Consider the following 16,948-nt stretch of genomic DNA (forward strand, 5'->3'; position numbering starts at 1 on the left):
ACACATTAACTATAGCTTTTTAAGCTCACTAGGTTTCAAATTTCTTTGTTTTTTAAAATAATTAGAAAGGTGGCTTTCATCGGTAAAGCCAAATTCATAAGCAATTTGTTTCATAGATAACTGCTTGTTTAAAATTCTTTTTTCTATTAATTGTGTTCGCAGTTTATTGCAGTAATCTCTATAACTCAACAAAAAATTTCGTTTGAAATAAGTACCAAAATAACTATGAGAGATATTAAAATGTGCTGCAATGGTTTTTATCTGAACTAGTTTTGGTTTGTAAATATTCTGATGAATATAAGAGATAATCTGGTCGTTATCTACTCCTGAATGAGCAATTTTTATATTTTGCTGTTGTAAACTTTCTTTAATTAACCCAAAAATAGACAGGATTTGGTAAAAAGCAATTGGCGAAGTCGAAATGTTTGAATTACTGTTATAAGTTCGGATGTTGTCGATGGTATTTTTTAATATCACAGCATATGTTTCGTCCAGTTTTAAAACATTTTCCTTCAGAGATTTATCCCTCATGAAATTCTCGGGTGTATTGAGTAAAAACTCATCACAGGAAAGTTTTTTATTCGAATTAAAATAAGTATCGGTGAATTTTATAAAGAAAAAGCGTGTTCGTTCCTGAATATCAAAATAATGCTCATCATCAGTTGAAAGAACAAATAAATCTCCTGCCTGATACGGAATCAGATTTTTGTTTAACTGATGGATTCCGCTTCCTTTTATAATATAAATAATCTCATAATAGGTGTGACTATGTCTGGGAAGATGGTATTGGTCTTCTTCAAATTCGTCAATGACTAAGGTGTCAAATTGATTTAATTTTTTCATATGTAGCTATTTATTGTTTTTTATAGGTTATATATAATTGCTTCGCCTGTTCGCTATCGCTCGAGTCGCATATCACTATTGATGTTTACGGGGGATTTAGGGTATGCTAATTCCATAGTCTATAGTTGCAAGTTTATGAGGTAAAATTACAATTTTATTGAATTGCCGGTCTGTAAATTTGCAGTGTAAATAGACGTTGAGGTAAAATCAATCTTCGCTAGTATTAATTTTTTAGAATAAAAATGAAAAAAAGTTTGCTTTCACTCTCTTTGGGTGGTTTGACTATAGGGATTACGGAATTTGTGATGATGGGAATACTACCAGATATTGCATCCGATTTAAAAGTAAGTATTCCCATTGCGGGTTATTTAATTTCGGCTTATGCACTTGGAGTGGTTATTGGCGCACCTTTATTAGTGATTATAGCTAGAAATGAGCCGCCTAAAAAAACACTTTTAATCCTCGCGGCAATGCTTGCTTTTTTTAATGCATTATCAATTGTGGTGCCGGGTTATGGTTTTTTCTTTTTAACGCGATTGCTTTCCGGTTTACCGCACGGTGCGTTTTTTGGTGTTGGAGCGGTAGTAGCCAGCAGACTTGCGGAGAAAGGAAAAGAAGCTCAGGCAATATCCATTATGTTTGCTGGTTTAACAATTGCTAATCTGATTGGAGTGCCTATCGGAACTTATATTGGGCATCATTTTTCCTGGCGCTACACTTTTATTCTGATAGCTTTTTTAGGTGTTGTAACCTTTATTTCGCTTTACTTTTGGATGCCAGATGTAGAATCGAATGAGAAAGTTTCGATAAAAGACCAAATGCAGTTTTTTAAGAAGGTCGAAGCCTGGTTGGTTATTTTAATTACGGCAATTGGGGTAGGAGGTTTGTTTTGCTGGATTAGTTACATTGCTCCTTTATTGACTGATATTTCAGGTTTTGAAGCTACCGATGTGCCTTATATTATGATACTTGCTGGTGCAGGAATGGTTGTAGGGAATGTTATAGGGGGTAAATTAGCTGATCAATTTTCACCGGAGAAAACCTTAATTGTTTTGCTTTTGCTGATGGCTTTCGATTTAGCAATGGTATTTTTTTTATCATCAAACCCATATATTAGTTTGATTTTAGTTTTTTGTACGGGTTGCATTGCTTTTGCATTGATTGCTCCTATTCAGATGTTGATGATTCAAATTGCAGTAGGAGCCGAAATGATTGCTTCGGCAGCCATACAGGCCTCTTTTAATATCGGGAATGCTCTGGGTGCTTTTTTAGGTGGTTTGCCTTTGATTGCCGGATTTAGTTATGCTTCGCCTAATTTAGTTGGAGTTGGAATGTCTCTAATAGGGGTTTTAGTGATTGTAATTTTGATACAAAGACGCCGAAGAATTTTAAAATTTGAAACTGTTTAAATTTAATAATTTATATTTTTTAAGAACCGCTTTTGTCCCGATAACTATCGGGAGATTGGCGGTTTTTTGTTTGATTAAAATCAAATTTAAGTATGGCATTCTTTTAAATGTGCTCAATATTTTTATATTATATTTAGCTTGGTTTAAAAAGGAGTCTTTCTTTGATACATTCAATTGGTCTTCTGTAAATATCTTTATAAGTTATTTCTACGGTATAATTGTTAAGTTTTGCTTTTATTAATTCTGTATATTCTTTGTTCTGAATATTATCATTTTTAAAATATAATTTAAATAAAAAATGGGATTGATCTTTGCCAATAGCGCCATTTTTAGAGTTGATTTCAAAATAATCATATTTAGGTTCTGTTGCTTGGAATGGAAAATTTTCATTTTCATCGATTTCACATATTAAATCATAAAAATTCGGATAAATTTTTCCTGTATTATCTAGTATTCTAAATTTAGTAATAATCATTGGTCCTAATCCAATATTATGAATTGAGATTTCTATGGTTTCTTCAGAATTTTGTAGATGTATGCTTCCAAATGGTCTTGCTAGTTCTTGTATAGTCCATTTGTTTCTGTCATCTTCAATTTTTACTAAATTAATACTTATATAAGTTAATATTATGAGATTTATTAATGTAAATAAAGTATTGATTATCCCGCTAAAGTAATTAGCAAAATTAACCCAGTCTTCGCTGTTGTCTGATAATTTTAAGCTCCCGAATTTAAATAAATATAGGCCAATTGTTGTAAAAATTATAATAGAGGTTGATAACCAAACTATTTTCAATAAGTTTTTTGATTTCATCTTTTTTATGGTTCTTAATGCAAATTTTTAATATGAATAAATTAAATATTGAAATTTATTCGTACAAAAATAAGAATTAGATTTTTATAAAAATAGTTAGTTTGAAATCAAAATCCCTAGTCCAGATAGTCCTGAGGTTTCGGGAGAAATCCTTTATTGTTTTTCTTTAAAACAATAAAGATTGTAACGGATAGCTTGAAAAAGCTTCAAAAAAAGCCACAAAAAAACCGCTAATCTTTCGAAAAGCGGTTTTTTGTTTAGTCTTTTATAGCATTTCCTTTTTTGTCAAAGAAATGATATTCTAAATACGTGTAAGCGTCACGTGGTATAATTTTCACCCATTTTTTATGTTCAAAAAACCATTTTGAACGTAATGATGGAAAACCTTTGCTGAGGTAAGCAGCCACAAAAGGATGTGCATTAAGTACTACTTTTTTGTGGTTTTTTAAAACTCTTTCCAGGTCAGATTGGATTTTGTCAATGATTAATATTGGCGCTTCAATTTCACCATTTTCATTGTTTGGATCTTCTTCTCTGGTTTTAATATTTCTTTCTGGTCTTACTCTTTGTCTGGTAATCTGGACTAATCCAAATTTACTAGGAGGTAAGATTTTATGTTTCGCTTTATCGTCGCTCATTTCTTCTCGAAGGAAGTCGAACAGGACTTTGCGATTTTCGGGATTAGACATGTCGATAAAATCCACGACTATGATACCGCCCATATCACGCAAACGCAATTGTCTGGCTATTTCGGCAGCGGCAATCATATTTACTTCCATGGCTGTGTCTTCCTGATTAGTCGCTTTATTAGAACGGTTTCCGCTATTCACGTCTATAACGTGTAATGCTTCAGTATGTTCAATGATAAGGTAAGCTCCTTTACTCATGGAAACTGTTTTTCCAAAAGAAGTTTTGATTTGTCTCTCTATATTGTATTTCTCGAAGATAGGTGTGTCGTTTGACTGATAAAACTTCACAATAGATTGTTTGGATGGTGCAATTTCTTGCAGATAATCCTTTGTTTGTTGGTACAACTCTTCATCATCTATCTGGATACTGGTAAAAGTATCGTTAAAAACATCTCTAAGAATAGAGGAAGCTCGGTTGAGTTCGCCTAATACTTTTGAGGGATGATGAGCAGTTGGTAATTTCTTACACATTGCAGTCCATCTGTTGAGCAGATTCTGCAAATCTTTTTCTAATTCGGCTGTGTTTTTGCCTTCGGCTACTGTGCGAACAATAACACCAAATCCTTTAGGTTTGATGGATTGTACAAGTTTTTTTAGACGGTCTTTTTCTTTTTTGTCTTCTATTTTTTGAGAAATAGACACGCGATCAGAGAAAGGAACTAAAACAATAAAACGTCCGGCAAGAGAAAGCTCAGCGCTAATTCTTGGTCCTTTGGTAGATATTGGTTCTTTTACAACTTGCACTAAGATAGATTGATTGGCATTTATTACGTCTGTAATGGTCCCGTCTTTGTCTATCTCTTTTTCAAACTGAAAGTTTTTTAGGGAGAAATCTTTTATTTTACCTGCGCTTACAAGTTTTATGAATTTCAGCTGGGAAGTGAGATTAGGTCCTAAATCATGATAGTGTAAAAAGGCATCTTTTTCAAAGCCTACATTTACAAAAGCAGCGTTAAGTCCGGCAACCGGTTTTCTGATTTTGGCAATAAAAATATCACCTACCTGAAAGTTGCTTGTCTCTTCTTCTTTGTGTAATTCAATTAGTTTTCCATCTTTTAATAAGGCAAAATCTACGGAATCAGAACTAGATCGAATGATTAATTCTTTATTCACGTTGTAAATTTTTATCCAAGAATTGGTTGTTAGTTGTTAGTTGTCGGTTGTTGGTAAAAACCATCAACCATTAACTATTAACCATCAACTTCTACAAGGATGGATTAAACAATATTTTGAACAGGTATTGAACCCGGAGAAAAGAAGATTAGTAGAAAATAGAATAAAGAGAATAGACTTTTTTGCGCCTATTTTCTATTTTCTTTTTTCTTTCATCTTTTTTCAATTTCAATGAACGTTTAAAAAGAAAAAAGTAGTTAAAAACTACTTTTTCTTTTTGTGACGGTTAGCTCTCGCTCTTTTCTTACGTTTGTGAGTAGCTACCTTATGTCTTTTTCTTTTTTTACCACTTGGCATAATCTTTTAGATTTTATGATTAATAATATTATTTTGCTTCGTTATTTGTTTTTACTCCTTCTACAAAAACTTTTGCAGGTTTGAAAGCAGGAATGTTGTGTGCAGGTATTTTAATTGTAGTGTTTTTTGAGATATTTCTACCTGTTTTCTCAGCTCTTGTCTTTACGATAAAGCTACCAAAACCTCTTAAATAAACATTGTCTCCAGTTTCTAATGAAGTTTTTACTTCCTCCATAAAGGTCTCTACTGTTGCTTGCACATCACCTTTTTCAAGACCTAACTTTTCTGAAATTTTCGCTACGATATCTGCTTTCGTCATTTTCTTTCCTTATTTATTATTCTGTAATAATTTTTTTGAGTGTGCAAATATATGAATTAAAAAAACAATTATTCAAGCTAATTCATTAAATTTTAATTACATAAACTTTTACTTTTGTGAACAAATATTTAATAATGAATTTTCATAACTTGCTAATAAACTGGTATTTACAAAATAAGCGCAATTTGCCGTGGCGAAATACCGCTAATCCGTACCATATTTGGCTCTCCGAAATCATGCTGCAACAGACACGGGTAGCGCAGGGAATGCCCTATTTTTTGTCTTTTACAACTGCTTTTCCAACCGTTTTTGATTTGGCTAAAGCTCAAGAAGAACAAGTCTTAAAATTATGGCAGGGTTTAGGATATTATTCACGTGCCCGTAACCTGCATAAAACCGCTCAATATATAGCGACTGAACGCAACGGAATTTTTCCCGATAACTATAAGGATTTATTGCAATTAAAAGGAGTAGGCGAATATACCGCAGCGGCAATTGCTTCTTTTTCTTATAATGAAGTGGTGCCGGTGGTAGATGGAAATGTGTTTCGGGTGCTTTCTCGTTATTTTGATATTGAAACTGATATTGCCCAGGCTTCCGCCAAAAAAGAATTCGCAGCCTTGGCTTTCGAATTAATGCCAAAAGACAACCCGGCTATTTTTAACCAGGCTATTATGGAGTTTGGTGCTTTGCAATGTGTGCCTAAAAATCCTGATTGTACAATTTGTATTTTTAACGATAGTTGTGCCGCTCTCCAAAAAAAGAAAGTGAATCAGTTACCTGTGAAATCAAAGAAGTTAAAAGTAAGAAATCGATACTTTAATTATGTTATGCTTTCTGATGCTGAAGAGAATACTTTGATTCAGAAACGAACCACAAAAGGAATCTGGCATAACTTATATGAGTTCCCTTTAATAGAAACGTTACAGGAAGAAGATTTTGAGTTTGTGTCTAATGCTGTTCAGCAGGAATTATTTTTTACTAATCCTATTATAAGTATGCAAGCCTGCAATGAAAAAAGCATTGTGCATAAATTGTCGCATCAGCATTTGCATATTAAGTTCTGGAAGCTGAATGTAAAAGGTAAAGTGGAGAATGGAATCTCTAAAGAAGAGTTAAAGCGGTATCCTTTTCCCATTGTAATTCATAATTTTATTGAATCAGAATAGAATTACAGCACAAAAAAATGTACCTTTGGTATAAGTACGACGCATTAATACAACTATGAACGGAACATTAAATAAGGTAATGCTGATTGGTCATCTGGGGGACGATGTTAAGATGCACTATTTTGAGGCAGGCAATTGTATTGGGAGATTTCAACTGGCTACTAATGAGGTGTATATTAATAAGACGACCAATGAGAAAATCGTTTCTACCGAATGGCATAATCTGGTAGTGCGTAATAAAGCGGCAGAAATATGTGAAAAATATTTGTCAAAAGGAGATAAAATTTACGTGGAAGGAAGGATTAAATCCCGTCAATGGCAGGCAGAAGATGGTTCAATGAAGCATACTACTGAGATTCAGGTGACGGAATTTACTTTTTTATCAACTAAAAAAGATACTGAAAACAACAAGCAAAATCAGAGTCCGGAATCCGCAAAAAACACTAACTTTGACACACCAAATAAAGGCTTGCCTATCAATGATTTGCCTTTTTGATTGTTTAACTAATCTTTTTTAATTTGGACCCAGAGCCCAGTTTAAATTTCGTTTATACTTTAGATATTAATCTATTGTTTGGTTTCGCCGGAATATTTGTATTGCTGTTTTGTTCTGCAGTAGTTTCGGGAGCTGAAGTTGCCTTGTTTTCGCTGTCGCAAAAGGATATTGACGATACGCTTCAGGAAAACCTTTCTACAGGAAAAATACTCTCAGAATTATTACAAAGACCTAAAAAACTATTGGCGACACTGCTTGTGGCTAATAATTTTATAAATATTGGAGTAGTTATTCTTTTCTCTTTTATAGGTTCTGATTTGTTTGCGGCTGTTACTTCGCCGGTTTTAAAATTTATCTTAGAAGTTATCGTTGTTACTTCGTTATTATTACTTTTTGGTGAAGTTTTACCAAAAGTTTATGCTAGCAGAAACAATGTTAAGTTTGCTAAAAGAATCGCTTATCCTATATCTTTTTTAGATAATATTCTGTCGCCCATTAGTATTCCGATGCGTTCTACAACTGTTTATTTGCACAATAAACTGGGAAAACAAAGAACAAGTTTTTCGGTTGACCAATTGTCTCAGGCTTTAGAATTGACTGCAACGGATGAAACTTCGACCGATGAACAAAAAATATTGGAAGGAATTGTTTCTTTTGGAAATACTGATACCAAGCAGGTTATGAGTCCGCGTATTGATATTTTTGCATTAGAAATTTCAGAATCTTTTAGTGAAATATACGTCAAGATTCTTGAAAAAGGCTATTCCAGAATTCCGGTTTATCGCGATAATATTGATCAGATTGAAGGTGTGCTGTTTATCAAAGATTTATTACCTTATATTGATAAAAAAGAATTTGACTGGACGACTTTAATCAGAGAAGCATTTTTTGTGCCTGAAAATAAAAAACTGGATAATCTGCTCAAAGATTTTCAGTCTATGAAAAGTCATCTTGCTATTGTTGTGGATGAATATGGCGGTACTTCCGGTTTGGTTTCGTTAGAAGATGTTATTGAGGAAATTGTAGGGGATATTAGCGATGAGTTTGATGATGAGGATATTAATTTTTCTCAAATTGACGATAGAAATTACCTTTTTGAAGGAAAAATAAACCTGAAAGATTTCTACAGAATTGTAGATGTTGACGAGGAATTATTTGAAGAGCAAAAAGGAGAAGCTGAAACTTTAGCAGGATTTATTCTGGAAATTTCTGGAAATTTCCCCGCCAAAGGGCAAAAAATTGCTTTTGAAAACTGCCTTTTTACTATTGAGGTTGTAGATAAAAAACGTATCAAACAGATAAAAGTGACTATTGATGTTTAATTTAAAAAGTGTTCATACAAAGTTTAACAGAACAAAAATTGCGGTGATACCCGTCTTTTTTGGATTAATACTTTTTTCCAGTTGTAAAGATAATGTGTTGCCTAAACCCGCAGGTTATTTGCGACTGGATTATCCTGTGGCTGAATATGAACATTTTGAAAATCAATGTCCTTTTGCATTTGATATGAATGCTAAGGCAATTATAAAGGGCGAAAAAGACTGTGGTTTTACCATTTCGTATCCCAAGATGAAAGCCACAATCTATCTGACTTATAAGCCTGTGAAAAATAATCTGAATATATTACTTCGCGATGCTCAGAAACTTACTTTTGAGCATGTTATTAAAGCTGATGATATTCTGGAACAACCCTATTTAAATCCGGAAAGGAAGGTATACGGAATGTTTTATCAGGTAGATGGGAATGCAGCGACTAATTCCCAATTTTATGTAACTGACAGTACCAGGCATTTTTTAACAGGTTCTGTTTATTTTTACGCTAAACCTAATTTTGATTCTATTATGCCGGCAGCGAGTTATATTAAAAACGATATGCAGCATTTGATGGAGACTTTATCTTGGAAATAATTTTTCTTTTAATAATTCTGTCTCGTTAAAATTGTACAATTCAGACTAAAATAAAAGCTTTGGAATCAAAACAAGTAAAATGGGGTTATTTAGGTTTGCTTTCCTTGGTTTGGGGAAGTTCTTTTATTCTAATTAAAAAAGGGTTAATAGGATTATCAGCTATTCAGGTGGGTTCTTTGCGAATTATATTTGCGGCTTTGTTTTTGTTGTTAATAGGATTTAAAAGTTTATCGAAAATCCCAAAAGATAAATGGAAATTTATAGCCTTAACTTCTGTATTTGGAACCTTTGTTCCTGCATTTCTTTTTGCGCTGGCTCAGACAGAAATTGATAGTTCAGTAAGCTCTATTTTGAACTCGTTGACTCCTTTGAACACCTTGGTTTTAGGTGTTTTATTTTTTGGTGTTGGTTTTCAGAAAAGACAAGTTTGGGGTGTTTTTATAGGATTAATTGGGAGTTTGCTTCTTGTTTTTAACGGAGCACTTAATCATCCGGGTCAAAATTATTATTATGCTGTTTTGGTTATTATCGCTTCACTTTGTTATGCGGTAAATGTCAATTTGCTTAAGCGTTTTTTGTCTGATTTAAGTCCAATAAGTATTACCACAGGAAATTTTTTGTTTCTGATTTTTCCGGCATTAATTATCCTTTATTTCACTGGATTTTATGATGTGCTTGCAGTTGAAAAAGTACAGCATTCTGTATTGTTTATTATGATTTTAGGTATAGTAGGAACCGGAATTGCTAATATTTTGTTTTTTAAATTAATTCAAATTTCATCACCGGTTTTTGCAACTTCTGTAACGTATTTAATTCCTGTTGTGGCTTTCTTTTGGGGATTGCTGGATCATGAAACGTTGACAGCAGTTCAGTTTTTTGGCGCATTCATTATTCTGATAGGAGTTTATTTGTCAGCTAAAAAATAGTGGAGTTAAATAAAAATAAGAAAGGCTGCCCGAAAGACAGCCTTTATGTTTTAAAAATGATTTCTTATTCAAAAAGAGGTTTTTCTAGCGGATTTCCGTATTTGTCGAAATAGAAAATAGGGATGTTGAGTTTTTCTAATTCCGGAATGACTTCTTTGCCTTTTCCTACAATGATTATTCGGCTGTTGTCGATTAAGAAATATTTATTGGCAGCGTTTATAACGTCTTCTTTGGTAACTGCATTGATGGTTTTAATGTAGTTTTCGTAGAAATCAGCTGGTAAATCCTCAGTCTCAGTGTTTAAAGCATATCGTGCAACTGATTCCGGTTTTTCGGCTTTCATTACAAATCGGCCTATATAGCTGGCTTTGGCGTTATCAAGTTGTTCTATGGTTACTTTTTCAGTCCTTATTTTTTTGATTTCTTTGATGAACTCAACTACAGCGCTGTCGGTTACATTGTTTTTTACAGCAGACGACGAGCGAATACTGGTTACATATTTTCCTGCGCCAATACTAGTACTTGCTCCGTAAGTCCAGCCGTGAGCTTCTCTTAAATTCATGTTCAGGTAGCTGTTAAAACCTCCGCCTAAAATGTAGCTTGCAATTACCGCCGGAAAAAAATCCTTTTCATTCATTCTTAATTTATAAGTGTTTACTAATGAGATTTCAGATTGCACCGCATTAGGAACGTCAATAAAATTGATTTGGGTTGATGCTACATTGTCGGGATCAGGATAGATGATTTTGTTAGTGTTTGTTCTTTTCCAGGAACCAAACAGTTGTTCGACAAGTGGTTTTATTTCTTCATATTTAACATCGCCTACTATGGCTAAATAAGCATTCTGAGGCGCAAAATTAGTATTGTAAATTTTTATGATATCTTCTAGTGTGATTTTAGAAATGCTTTCTTCAGTCATGAATTCACCTGACGGATGGTTTTTTCCATATGCCAGTGCATTAACTAATCTGTTGGCTACGGTGGAAACGCTCTTTTCCTGAGAGCGTAACCCTTCGATTGCTTTTGCTTTTTCTTTGTCTAATTCTTCCTGAGTGAAATTTGGATCCAGAGCTCCGTAAGCCAGAAGTTCCAGTGTGCGTTTTGAAAATTTAGAAAGTGAACTTCCGTAAGCGCTATTAGAACTAAATGAAACACTGGCTCCCATAAAATCAATTTCTTCATTGAAGTCTTCCTTTGAAATCCTGCTGCTGCCGTTACCTATCAGATTGCTGCATAATTCGTCCATTCCTTTTTTCTCTCCTTCTGCAAATGGGGGATTGTCTATGGTTAGGTTATAAGTTACTTTGGGTAATTTATGATTTTCAACAACCATTACCTTTAGTCCGTTTGCTAAAATAAAAGTTTTTGGTTTTTTTATATTGACAACAGGAGGTTTTCCGGCTACAGGTTGTTTTCGTTCTTGTGCTTGCATCATTGCGGTGACTAAAATTAGAATGATTAAAATACTTGATTTTTTCATGGTTCGAAAGGACTTAGTTTTCGTTTTTTTCAGGATTAGGAATGTAATCTAATAAAAGACGCTGGTTTGGATTAAGGTATTTTTTTGCAACGGCCTGAATTTCTTCTCTGGTGACAGAACGGTAGATGTCAATGTCACTATTGATAAGATTTACATCTCCATGAAGTAAGTAATATTTGGCCAGGTTTTCGGCAATTCCCTCTACGCTTGAATTTTCATTGATATATTGATTTTCAAATTGGTTCAGTAATTTTTGGTAATCTCTCTCGGAAATTAAATTGGTTTGAATTTTCACTATTTCTTCGTCAATTTCTTTCAGTAAATCTTCATTGGTAAAATTAGTCATAGGCAGACCATATATAATGTACATGCCGTAATCCTCCTGATTAAAACTTACAGCTCCAATCTGTAATGCTTTTTTCTGATCGTCAACTATTTTTTTATATAGTTTTGAACTTTTTCCGTCACTTAAATAAACGGAAATAAAATCCAGAACACGGGCGTCTCTGGTTTTCATTGAAGGAGTCCGGTATGCAGCTACAAGCATCGGGATCTGGATGTTTGGGTCGATATGAGTAGCTTTGATAGTTTCGGTTATTGGTTTTTCAACAAATGTTTCTCTTTTTATCGGAGCCCCTTTTTTAATCGGTCCAAAATATTTCTGAACCCAATCTTTGGTTTGTTTTGGTTCGAAATCTCCGGCAATCACCAGAACGGCATTGTTAGGGACATAAAATTTTTCATTAAAGGCTTTAAAATCTTCCAGTTTGGCCGAGTTTAAATGTTCGGTAGAGCCTATAGTGGTCCAGCGGTAAGGATGGTTGATGAACAGGTTTTCTTTAACAGCCTGGATTATTTTGCCGTATGGCTGATTGTCATAACGGGAGTTTTTTTCTTCCTTAATTACCTGTTTTTGGGTGTCAACACCAATTTGATTAATCACGGGATGCATCAGTCTTTCAGATTCCATCCATAAAGCCAATTCTAAATTATTGGAAGGAAAAACTTCATAATAATAAGTACGGTCATCTGAGGTGTTAGCGTTGTTTACGCCGCCATTGGCAGTAACAATATTAAACCATTCGCCTCTTTTAATGTTTTCAGTTCCTTCAAATAACAGGTGTTCGAAAAAATGTGCAAATCCTGTTTTGTTAGGGTTTTCGTCTTTAGAACCCACATGGTACATTACCGAAGTGATTACCACCGGAGCACTGTTGTCCTGATGCAGGATAACGTGCATGCCATTATCTAAATCATATTCTTCGAAAGCTATTTTTTGAGCAGAGGCGACACCGCCAAGGAAAAGTGCAGTACTTATTGCCATTATTGTTTTTTTCATATTAAGATTAATAAAAATAAGGTTGCAATACTTTAATGAGTAATATTGTTTCTCCAAAAATACTTTTTTTTAGTATTGGTTGTGTAGTGTGGTTTTTTTTAACAGAAAAATAAGTTGTAATCCGGTTTCTAAAGTATTGAAAATAAAGTAAAAAAGAGAATAAAAACTTTTTTAAATTTAGGGATTGTGTGATAAAAAAATAATTGTATATTTGCAACCTTAAAAATCAATAAATCAATTTGGTATGTATGCAATCGTAGAGATAGCAGGGCAACAATTTAAAGTAAGCAAAGACTTAAAGGTTTATGTTCACCGTTTGTCTAACGAAGAAGGATCAAAAGTTTCTTTTGATAAAGTTCTTTTATTAGATGACAATGGGAATGTAACTTTGGGCGCCCCAGCTATAGAAGGTGCTTCAGTAGAAGCTAAAGTGTTACAACACTTAAAAGGAGATAAAGTTATCGTTTTCAAAAAGAAAAGAAGAAAAGGATACAAAAAAAGAAATGGTCACAGACAATATCTTACTCAAATTGTAATTGAAGGTATTACTGCAGCAGGTGCTAAAAAAGCGGCTTCTAAAAAAGCAGCAGCTGAAGCAACTACAGAAACAGCTGAAGCTCCAAAGAAAAAGGCAGCTAAAGCTAAAAAAGAAGATACTCAAGAATAATAACAATATTAAAACTAAAACATCATGGCTCACAAGAAAGGTGTCGGTAGTTCTAAGAATGGTAGAGAATCAGAATCAAAACGTTTAGGTGTTAAGATTTTTGGAGGACAGGCTGCTATCGCAGGGAACATCATCGTAAGACAAAGAGGTTCAAAACACAATCCAGGTGAAAATGTTTACATCAGTAAAGATCACACCCTACACGCAAGAGTAGACGGAATTGTTAAGTTCCAAAAGAAAAGAGACAACAAATCATACGTTTCAATCCTTCCGTTTGAAGTAGAAGCATAATTGATTTTCTCAATTTATTTAAAAACCTGTTAGCGGACGCTAACAGGTTTTTTTTGTGCTTAAAAGTTACTGATTCAATCAAATGGTTTTATAAAATATTTTAGCACAGAAAATCTATTTGGTTAATATCTTTTGCAAAAGCAATATTGCTAGTTAGCTATTGAATCTGGTATTTTTAAGTTAAGCAGTTACAGAGTTTCCTGTGTAGTATAAACAACAAATCCCCTGCTTAATTTAAAAACAAGGGGATTTGTTGCAAAAACCTGAATTAATAATTGTCTTAATCCATTGGGCCTCCGCGTCTCTCGCCTCCAAATCCTTCCGGACGTTCCCCTCTGCCTGTATTTCTGTTTTTTCCGGGAGCTTTTCCGGCAAAGTTTTGGATTTTATAGGTCAAAGAGAACATAGCATAACGTCTCAAGACAGTATTTTCGTTATCGCTAACCGATGTAGTCGAAATACTTCTGGTAATACTCTGATTTTGGTTTAAAAGGTCATATACTTTTACTTTAGCAACAAATGCTTTGTTTAAGAAGGTATACGATAAACTGGTATTCCATAAGTAAAAACTTTGATTGATAGAATTGTAAGTATATCCAAAATCATTACCCCAAATCCAGTTAGCAGGCCAGTAGCTTGTAGTTTGAAGGTTAAGTCTGTGAACCACATTAGATCTAGCGTTTAGAGTACTAATGTCGTATTTTGTTTCATTGTAAGAGAAATTATAAGAAGGAGCAATGGTAAAAAATTCGCCATAATCATAATTAAGATATACTCTTGGAGAAATTCCGATAGCTTTAGCTCCGTATAAAACACCGTTAGTAAAACCTTTGGAGAAGGAATGATTAGCATTTAAGGCTATTCCGTAGCGTAATAAATTACCTTCTTGTTTGATGGATTTATTCCAGCTGGCACCTGCTGAAAGCGAATAGGTACCTGAAATGTTTTCATAAGAAGTCCGTCTGTTATTGTCTTCATCATATATAGAAGTAGTGATTACATCATTATTATAAAAATTACTGTTAAGATATAAATTGTAACCGGAACGGGTACGGAAATCAAAATTTCTATAGTTAATATTGGCACTATGTGTTTCTGTAGGATTTAAGTTTGGGTTTCCTGTTACTGTGTTTAAGGTATTTGATACGTTCTCTATAGGAAGTAACTCTGATGCTGAAGGCAGAGACTGACTGTAATTGTATCTGGCTGTGAAAAATTTAGAACGGTCTATTCTGTACCGGATTTGTGCGCTGCCAAAAGGCAGAACATACTTTTTATTTAAATCAATTGTTTCTCCTTTGTAAAAAGAGTGGTTGTCGTATTGTACAATTGATGTTGTAGAATTGACGTCAAAAGTAAATTTGTTTTTTTGAAATCGTATACCGGCTTTTGGAGCAATACTATTTTGTTTAGAAGTCAGGTAAGTGGTTTGTTCCTCATTTAAGTTGGTATATACATCATTTCCGATATCATCATAGGTTTTGTTATCGTTAATATTGTTTTGAAAATTATATTCCATACCTATTTTAAAACGAATAGAATCGGTTACTGGTTCAGTGTACTCAATTTCGGCAGAATAAGAGTCGCTAATACTGTTGTTTTTAATGTTTTGATCCCGAATGACTTGTCGGTCTGTTATGTAATAATTTGTTTCTGATTGGTTAAAGTTGTTCGAATTTGAATTGTTATTGCTGTTGTTGAATACAAAACTCAGGTTTCTTGCTCTTTTCTCGAATGTTTTATTAAAGTTAATGGAATTGCTAAAGCTGTTGGATTCATTTCTGTTTTCGGATTTAGAGTACGCATCATTAGTTAATGTGCCATCTTCTGCAGTTGTAGTGCTGTTAGATTGAGGATTGCTTTCTGATGTAGAAGTGCTGAATCTTGGCGCAACAAATAATCGTATGCTAGGCGATATTTTATATTCTAATTCCACATTCGCCTTATTGCTGTTGTTTCTGTTGTCTGTTATAGATTCAGAAACTGTGTTGAAATTTCCGTCAGGTCTAAAATTAGTCGAGTTAGATTTATTTATGTTCTCCGTATGAGTATCAGTATAATTGTAATTGGCGTTTACCTCAAAATCTTTAAATAATTCATCAGAATAATTAAGTCCTAATAAGTTTGATGTGGTGATACCATTGGCCTGACTCCTGTTAACAGTTGAACCTCTACTGTTTCTTCCGCCGCCCATATTGTCAAATACTTCGTCCTGAGAAAATCCCTGAGCATTAATATTATTAGAGGAGCCGAGCAAACTTATTTTTCTGTTGTTATTAAAATAGTTTACTATAAAGCTGGATTCATAACGATCATCGGTACCGTATCCGCCAAGGAATTTTCCAAAATAGCCTTTGTTTTTTTCTTCATCAATAGTCAGATTGATGCTGGCATTGTCTGAAGCTGCCTGATCTTTAGAATATTCTTCTTTTTTAGTTTTAAAGTCAGAAACCTGAATTTTATTGATGATTTCAGCAGGCAGATTTTTTAAAGCCATAGCACCATCGCGGTCAAAAAAGGGCTTCCCGTTTACTAGAACCTGAGTCACTTCTTTTCCGTTGGCAGTAATTTTACCATCACTATCCACTTCGAGTCCGGGAAGTTGTTTTAGTAGTGTTTCAACATTCGAATCCGGACGAACCTTAAATAAAGCAGCATTGTATTCTATTGTATCATTTTTGACTCTGATTGGTGGAGCTTCTCCTTTTACAACCACTTCGTTAAGTGTATTGGTTGATTCAGCAAGATAAATGTTGCTGAAATCCTTGTTAGCGGTAAGGTCTTTTTGCTCTTCTGTAAAAGTTTCAAAACCTACATAAGTCACTTTTAAAAAGACAGGTTTGTCATTTTTTTTAACTGCAAAATTAAAATCCCCGTTTTTATCTGTAAGGGTGTATTCCAAAATAGTCGAGTCTTTTACTGTCGTAATATATACTGTAGCAGACTCCAGCGGAAGTTGTGTGTTGATGTTGAGTACTTTTCCTTTTAAAGTATAGCTTTGGGCATTAGCGTGAAAAGAAAATGCAAGTAAAAATAGAAATGATAAATATTTACACATGATAATTTGGTTAAACTGAACATAAGATGTTAATTAAAAGAAAAGGTTTAACTGCAAGTGTAAATTTTAT

At 33.7% G+C, this 16,948-nt stretch carries 15 protein-coding genes; 8 read left to right on the top strand and 7 right to left on the bottom strand.

The window, feature by feature from the left end; genetic code table 11:
* Window positions 1-9 precede the first annotated feature (9 nt).
* Entirely contained in the window at window positions 10-843 is an 834-nt protein-coding gene (locus ABS764_RS05565; RefSeq protein ID WP_408080815.1) for an AraC family transcriptional regulator, read from the bottom strand.
* A 242-nt stretch (window positions 844-1,085) separates the two neighbouring features.
* On the opposite strand from ABS764_RS05565, the gene ABS764_RS05570 reads away from it, so the two are divergent.
* On the top strand, window positions 1,086-2,252 hold the full coding sequence (locus ABS764_RS05570) for an MFS transporter (RefSeq protein WP_408080816.1): 1,167 nt from the start codon (window positions 1,086-1,088) through the stop codon (window positions 2,250-2,252).
* Between the two features lie 133 nt (window positions 2,253-2,385).
* Here ABS764_RS05570 and ABS764_RS05575 read toward each other — a convergent pair whose 3' ends face one another.
* The 3 genes from ABS764_RS05575 to ABS764_RS05585 all read right to left on the bottom strand — a co-directional run bounded on the left by ABS764_RS05575 (window position 2,386) and on the right by ABS764_RS05585 (window position 5,544).
* Window positions 2,386-3,066 (bottom strand): hypothetical protein, encoded by a 681-nt coding sequence (locus tag ABS764_RS05575; RefSeq protein WP_408080817.1) that lies wholly within the window; start codon window positions 3,064-3,066, stop codon window positions 2,386-2,388.
* Between the two features lie 257 nt (window positions 3,067-3,323).
* The gene (locus ABS764_RS05580) at window positions 3,324-4,868 is read right to left on the bottom strand and encodes an Rne/Rng family ribonuclease (RefSeq protein ID WP_408080818.1); all 1,545 of its coding nucleotides are present in this window, start codon (window positions 4,866-4,868) and stop codon (window positions 3,324-3,326) included.
* Window positions 4,869-5,253: 385 nt separating this feature from the next.
* Window positions 5,254-5,544 (bottom strand): HU family DNA-binding protein, encoded by a 291-nt coding sequence (locus tag ABS764_RS05585; RefSeq protein ID WP_007805026.1) that lies wholly within the window; start codon window positions 5,542-5,544, stop codon window positions 5,254-5,256.
* A 134-nt stretch (window positions 5,545-5,678) separates the two neighbouring features.
* Between ABS764_RS05585 and mutY the strand changes: the two genes are divergently transcribed.
* From mutY to ABS764_RS05610, 5 genes are read left to right on the top strand one after another with little or no spacing between them, the layout of a single operon-like run.
* Window positions 5,679-6,713, top strand: a complete 1,035-nt coding sequence (gene mutY, locus ABS764_RS05590) for an A/G-specific adenine glycosylase (protein WP_408080819.1) — start codon at window positions 5,679-5,681, stop codon at window positions 6,711-6,713.
* 55 nt (window positions 6,714-6,768) lie between these two features.
* Entirely contained in the window at window positions 6,769-7,209 is a 441-nt protein-coding gene (locus ABS764_RS05595) for a single-stranded DNA-binding protein (RefSeq protein ID WP_408080820.1), read from the top strand.
* 23 nt (window positions 7,210-7,232) lie between these two features.
* On the top strand, window positions 7,233-8,531 hold the full coding sequence (locus ABS764_RS05600) for a gliding motility-associated protein GldE (RefSeq protein ID WP_408080821.1): 1,299 nt from the start codon (window positions 7,233-7,235) through the stop codon (window positions 8,529-8,531).
* Window positions 8,524-9,117: a gliding motility lipoprotein GldD gene (gene gldD, locus ABS764_RS05605; protein WP_408080822.1), complete on the top strand. Its 594-nt coding sequence runs from the start codon at window positions 8,524-8,526 to the stop codon at window positions 9,115-9,117. Before ABS764_RS05600 ends, gldD begins: the two co-directional genes overlap by 8 nt.
* A 59-nt stretch (window positions 9,118-9,176) precedes the next feature.
* Entirely contained in the window at window positions 9,177-10,043 is an 867-nt protein-coding gene (locus ABS764_RS05610; RefSeq protein WP_408080823.1) for a DMT family transporter, read from the top strand.
* Between the two features lie 64 nt (window positions 10,044-10,107).
* Here the strand turns inward: ABS764_RS05610 and ABS764_RS05615 are convergent, their stop codons facing one another.
* Together ABS764_RS05615 and ABS764_RS05620 are read right to left on the bottom strand one after the other, a co-directional pair.
* Window positions 10,108-11,523, bottom strand: a complete 1,416-nt coding sequence (locus ABS764_RS05615) for a M16 family metallopeptidase (RefSeq protein ID WP_408080824.1) — start codon at window positions 11,521-11,523, stop codon at window positions 10,108-10,110.
* A 13-nt stretch (window positions 11,524-11,536) separates the two neighbouring features.
* Window positions 11,537-12,862: a M16 family metallopeptidase gene (locus tag ABS764_RS05620; RefSeq protein WP_408080825.1), complete on the bottom strand. Its 1,326-nt coding sequence runs from the start codon at window positions 12,860-12,862 to the stop codon at window positions 11,537-11,539.
* Window positions 12,863-13,106: 244 nt separating this feature from the next.
* On the opposite strand from ABS764_RS05620, the gene rplU reads away from it, so the two are divergent.
* Both rplU and rpmA read left to right on the top strand, forming a co-directional pair.
* A complete protein-coding gene (rplU, locus tag ABS764_RS05625; RefSeq protein WP_408080826.1) occupies window positions 13,107-13,529 on the top strand; it encodes a 50S ribosomal protein L21 in 423 nt (140 codons plus the stop codon).
* A 24-nt stretch (window positions 13,530-13,553) separates the two neighbouring features.
* Entirely contained in the window at window positions 13,554-13,820 is a 267-nt protein-coding gene (rpmA, locus tag ABS764_RS05630; protein ID WP_073241682.1) for a 50S ribosomal protein L27, read from the top strand.
* A 280-nt stretch (window positions 13,821-14,100) separates the two neighbouring features.
* Here rpmA and ABS764_RS05635 read toward each other — a convergent pair whose 3' ends face one another.
* The gene (locus tag ABS764_RS05635) at window positions 14,101-16,878 is read right to left on the bottom strand and encodes an outer membrane beta-barrel protein (protein ID WP_408080827.1); all 2,778 of its coding nucleotides are present in this window, start codon (window positions 16,876-16,878) and stop codon (window positions 14,101-14,103) included.
* Window positions 16,879-16,948: the final 70 nt, after the last annotated feature.

The organism is Flavobacterium plantiphilum, from assembly GCF_046000495.1.
Lineage (GTDB): Bacteria > Bacteroidota > Bacteroidia > Flavobacteriales > Flavobacteriaceae > Flavobacterium > Flavobacterium plantiphilum.

Coding starts and splice junctions, on each gene's coding strand:
- ABS764_RS05635 (WP_408080827.1), bottom strand. CDS start 16,878: ATGTGTAAATATTTATCATTTCTATTTTTACTTGCATTTTCTTTTCAC.
- rpmA (WP_073241682.1), top strand. CDS start 13,554: ATGGCTCACAAGAAAGGTGTCGGTAGTTCTAAGAATGGTAGAGAATCA.
- gldD (WP_408080822.1), top strand. CDS start 8,524: ATGTTTAATTTAAAAAGTGTTCATACAAAGTTTAACAGAACAAAAATT.
- ABS764_RS05595 (WP_408080820.1), top strand. CDS start 6,769: ATGAACGGAACATTAAATAAGGTAATGCTGATTGGTCATCTGGGGGAC.
- ABS764_RS05575 (WP_408080817.1), bottom strand. CDS start 3,066: ATGAAATCAAAAAACTTATTGAAAATAGTTTGGTTATCAACCTCTATT.
- ABS764_RS05615 (WP_408080824.1), bottom strand. CDS start 11,523: ATGAAAAAATCAAGTATTTTAATCATTCTAATTTTAGTCACCGCAATG.
- mutY (WP_408080819.1), top strand. CDS start 5,679: ATGAATTTTCATAACTTGCTAATAAACTGGTATTTACAAAATAAGCGC.
- rplU (WP_408080826.1), top strand. CDS start 13,107: ATGTATGCAATCGTAGAGATAGCAGGGCAACAATTTAAAGTAAGCAAA.
- ABS764_RS05565 (WP_408080815.1), bottom strand. CDS start 843: ATGAAAAAATTAAATCAATTTGACACCTTAGTCATTGACGAATTTGAA.
- ABS764_RS05585 (WP_007805026.1), bottom strand. CDS start 5,544: ATGACGAAAGCAGATATCGTAGCGAAAATTTCAGAAAAGTTAGGTCTT.
- ABS764_RS05570 (WP_408080816.1), top strand. CDS start 1,086: ATGAAAAAAAGTTTGCTTTCACTCTCTTTGGGTGGTTTGACTATAGGG.
- ABS764_RS05620 (WP_408080825.1), bottom strand. CDS start 12,862: ATGAAAAAAACAATAATGGCAATAAGTACTGCACTTTTCCTTGGCGGT.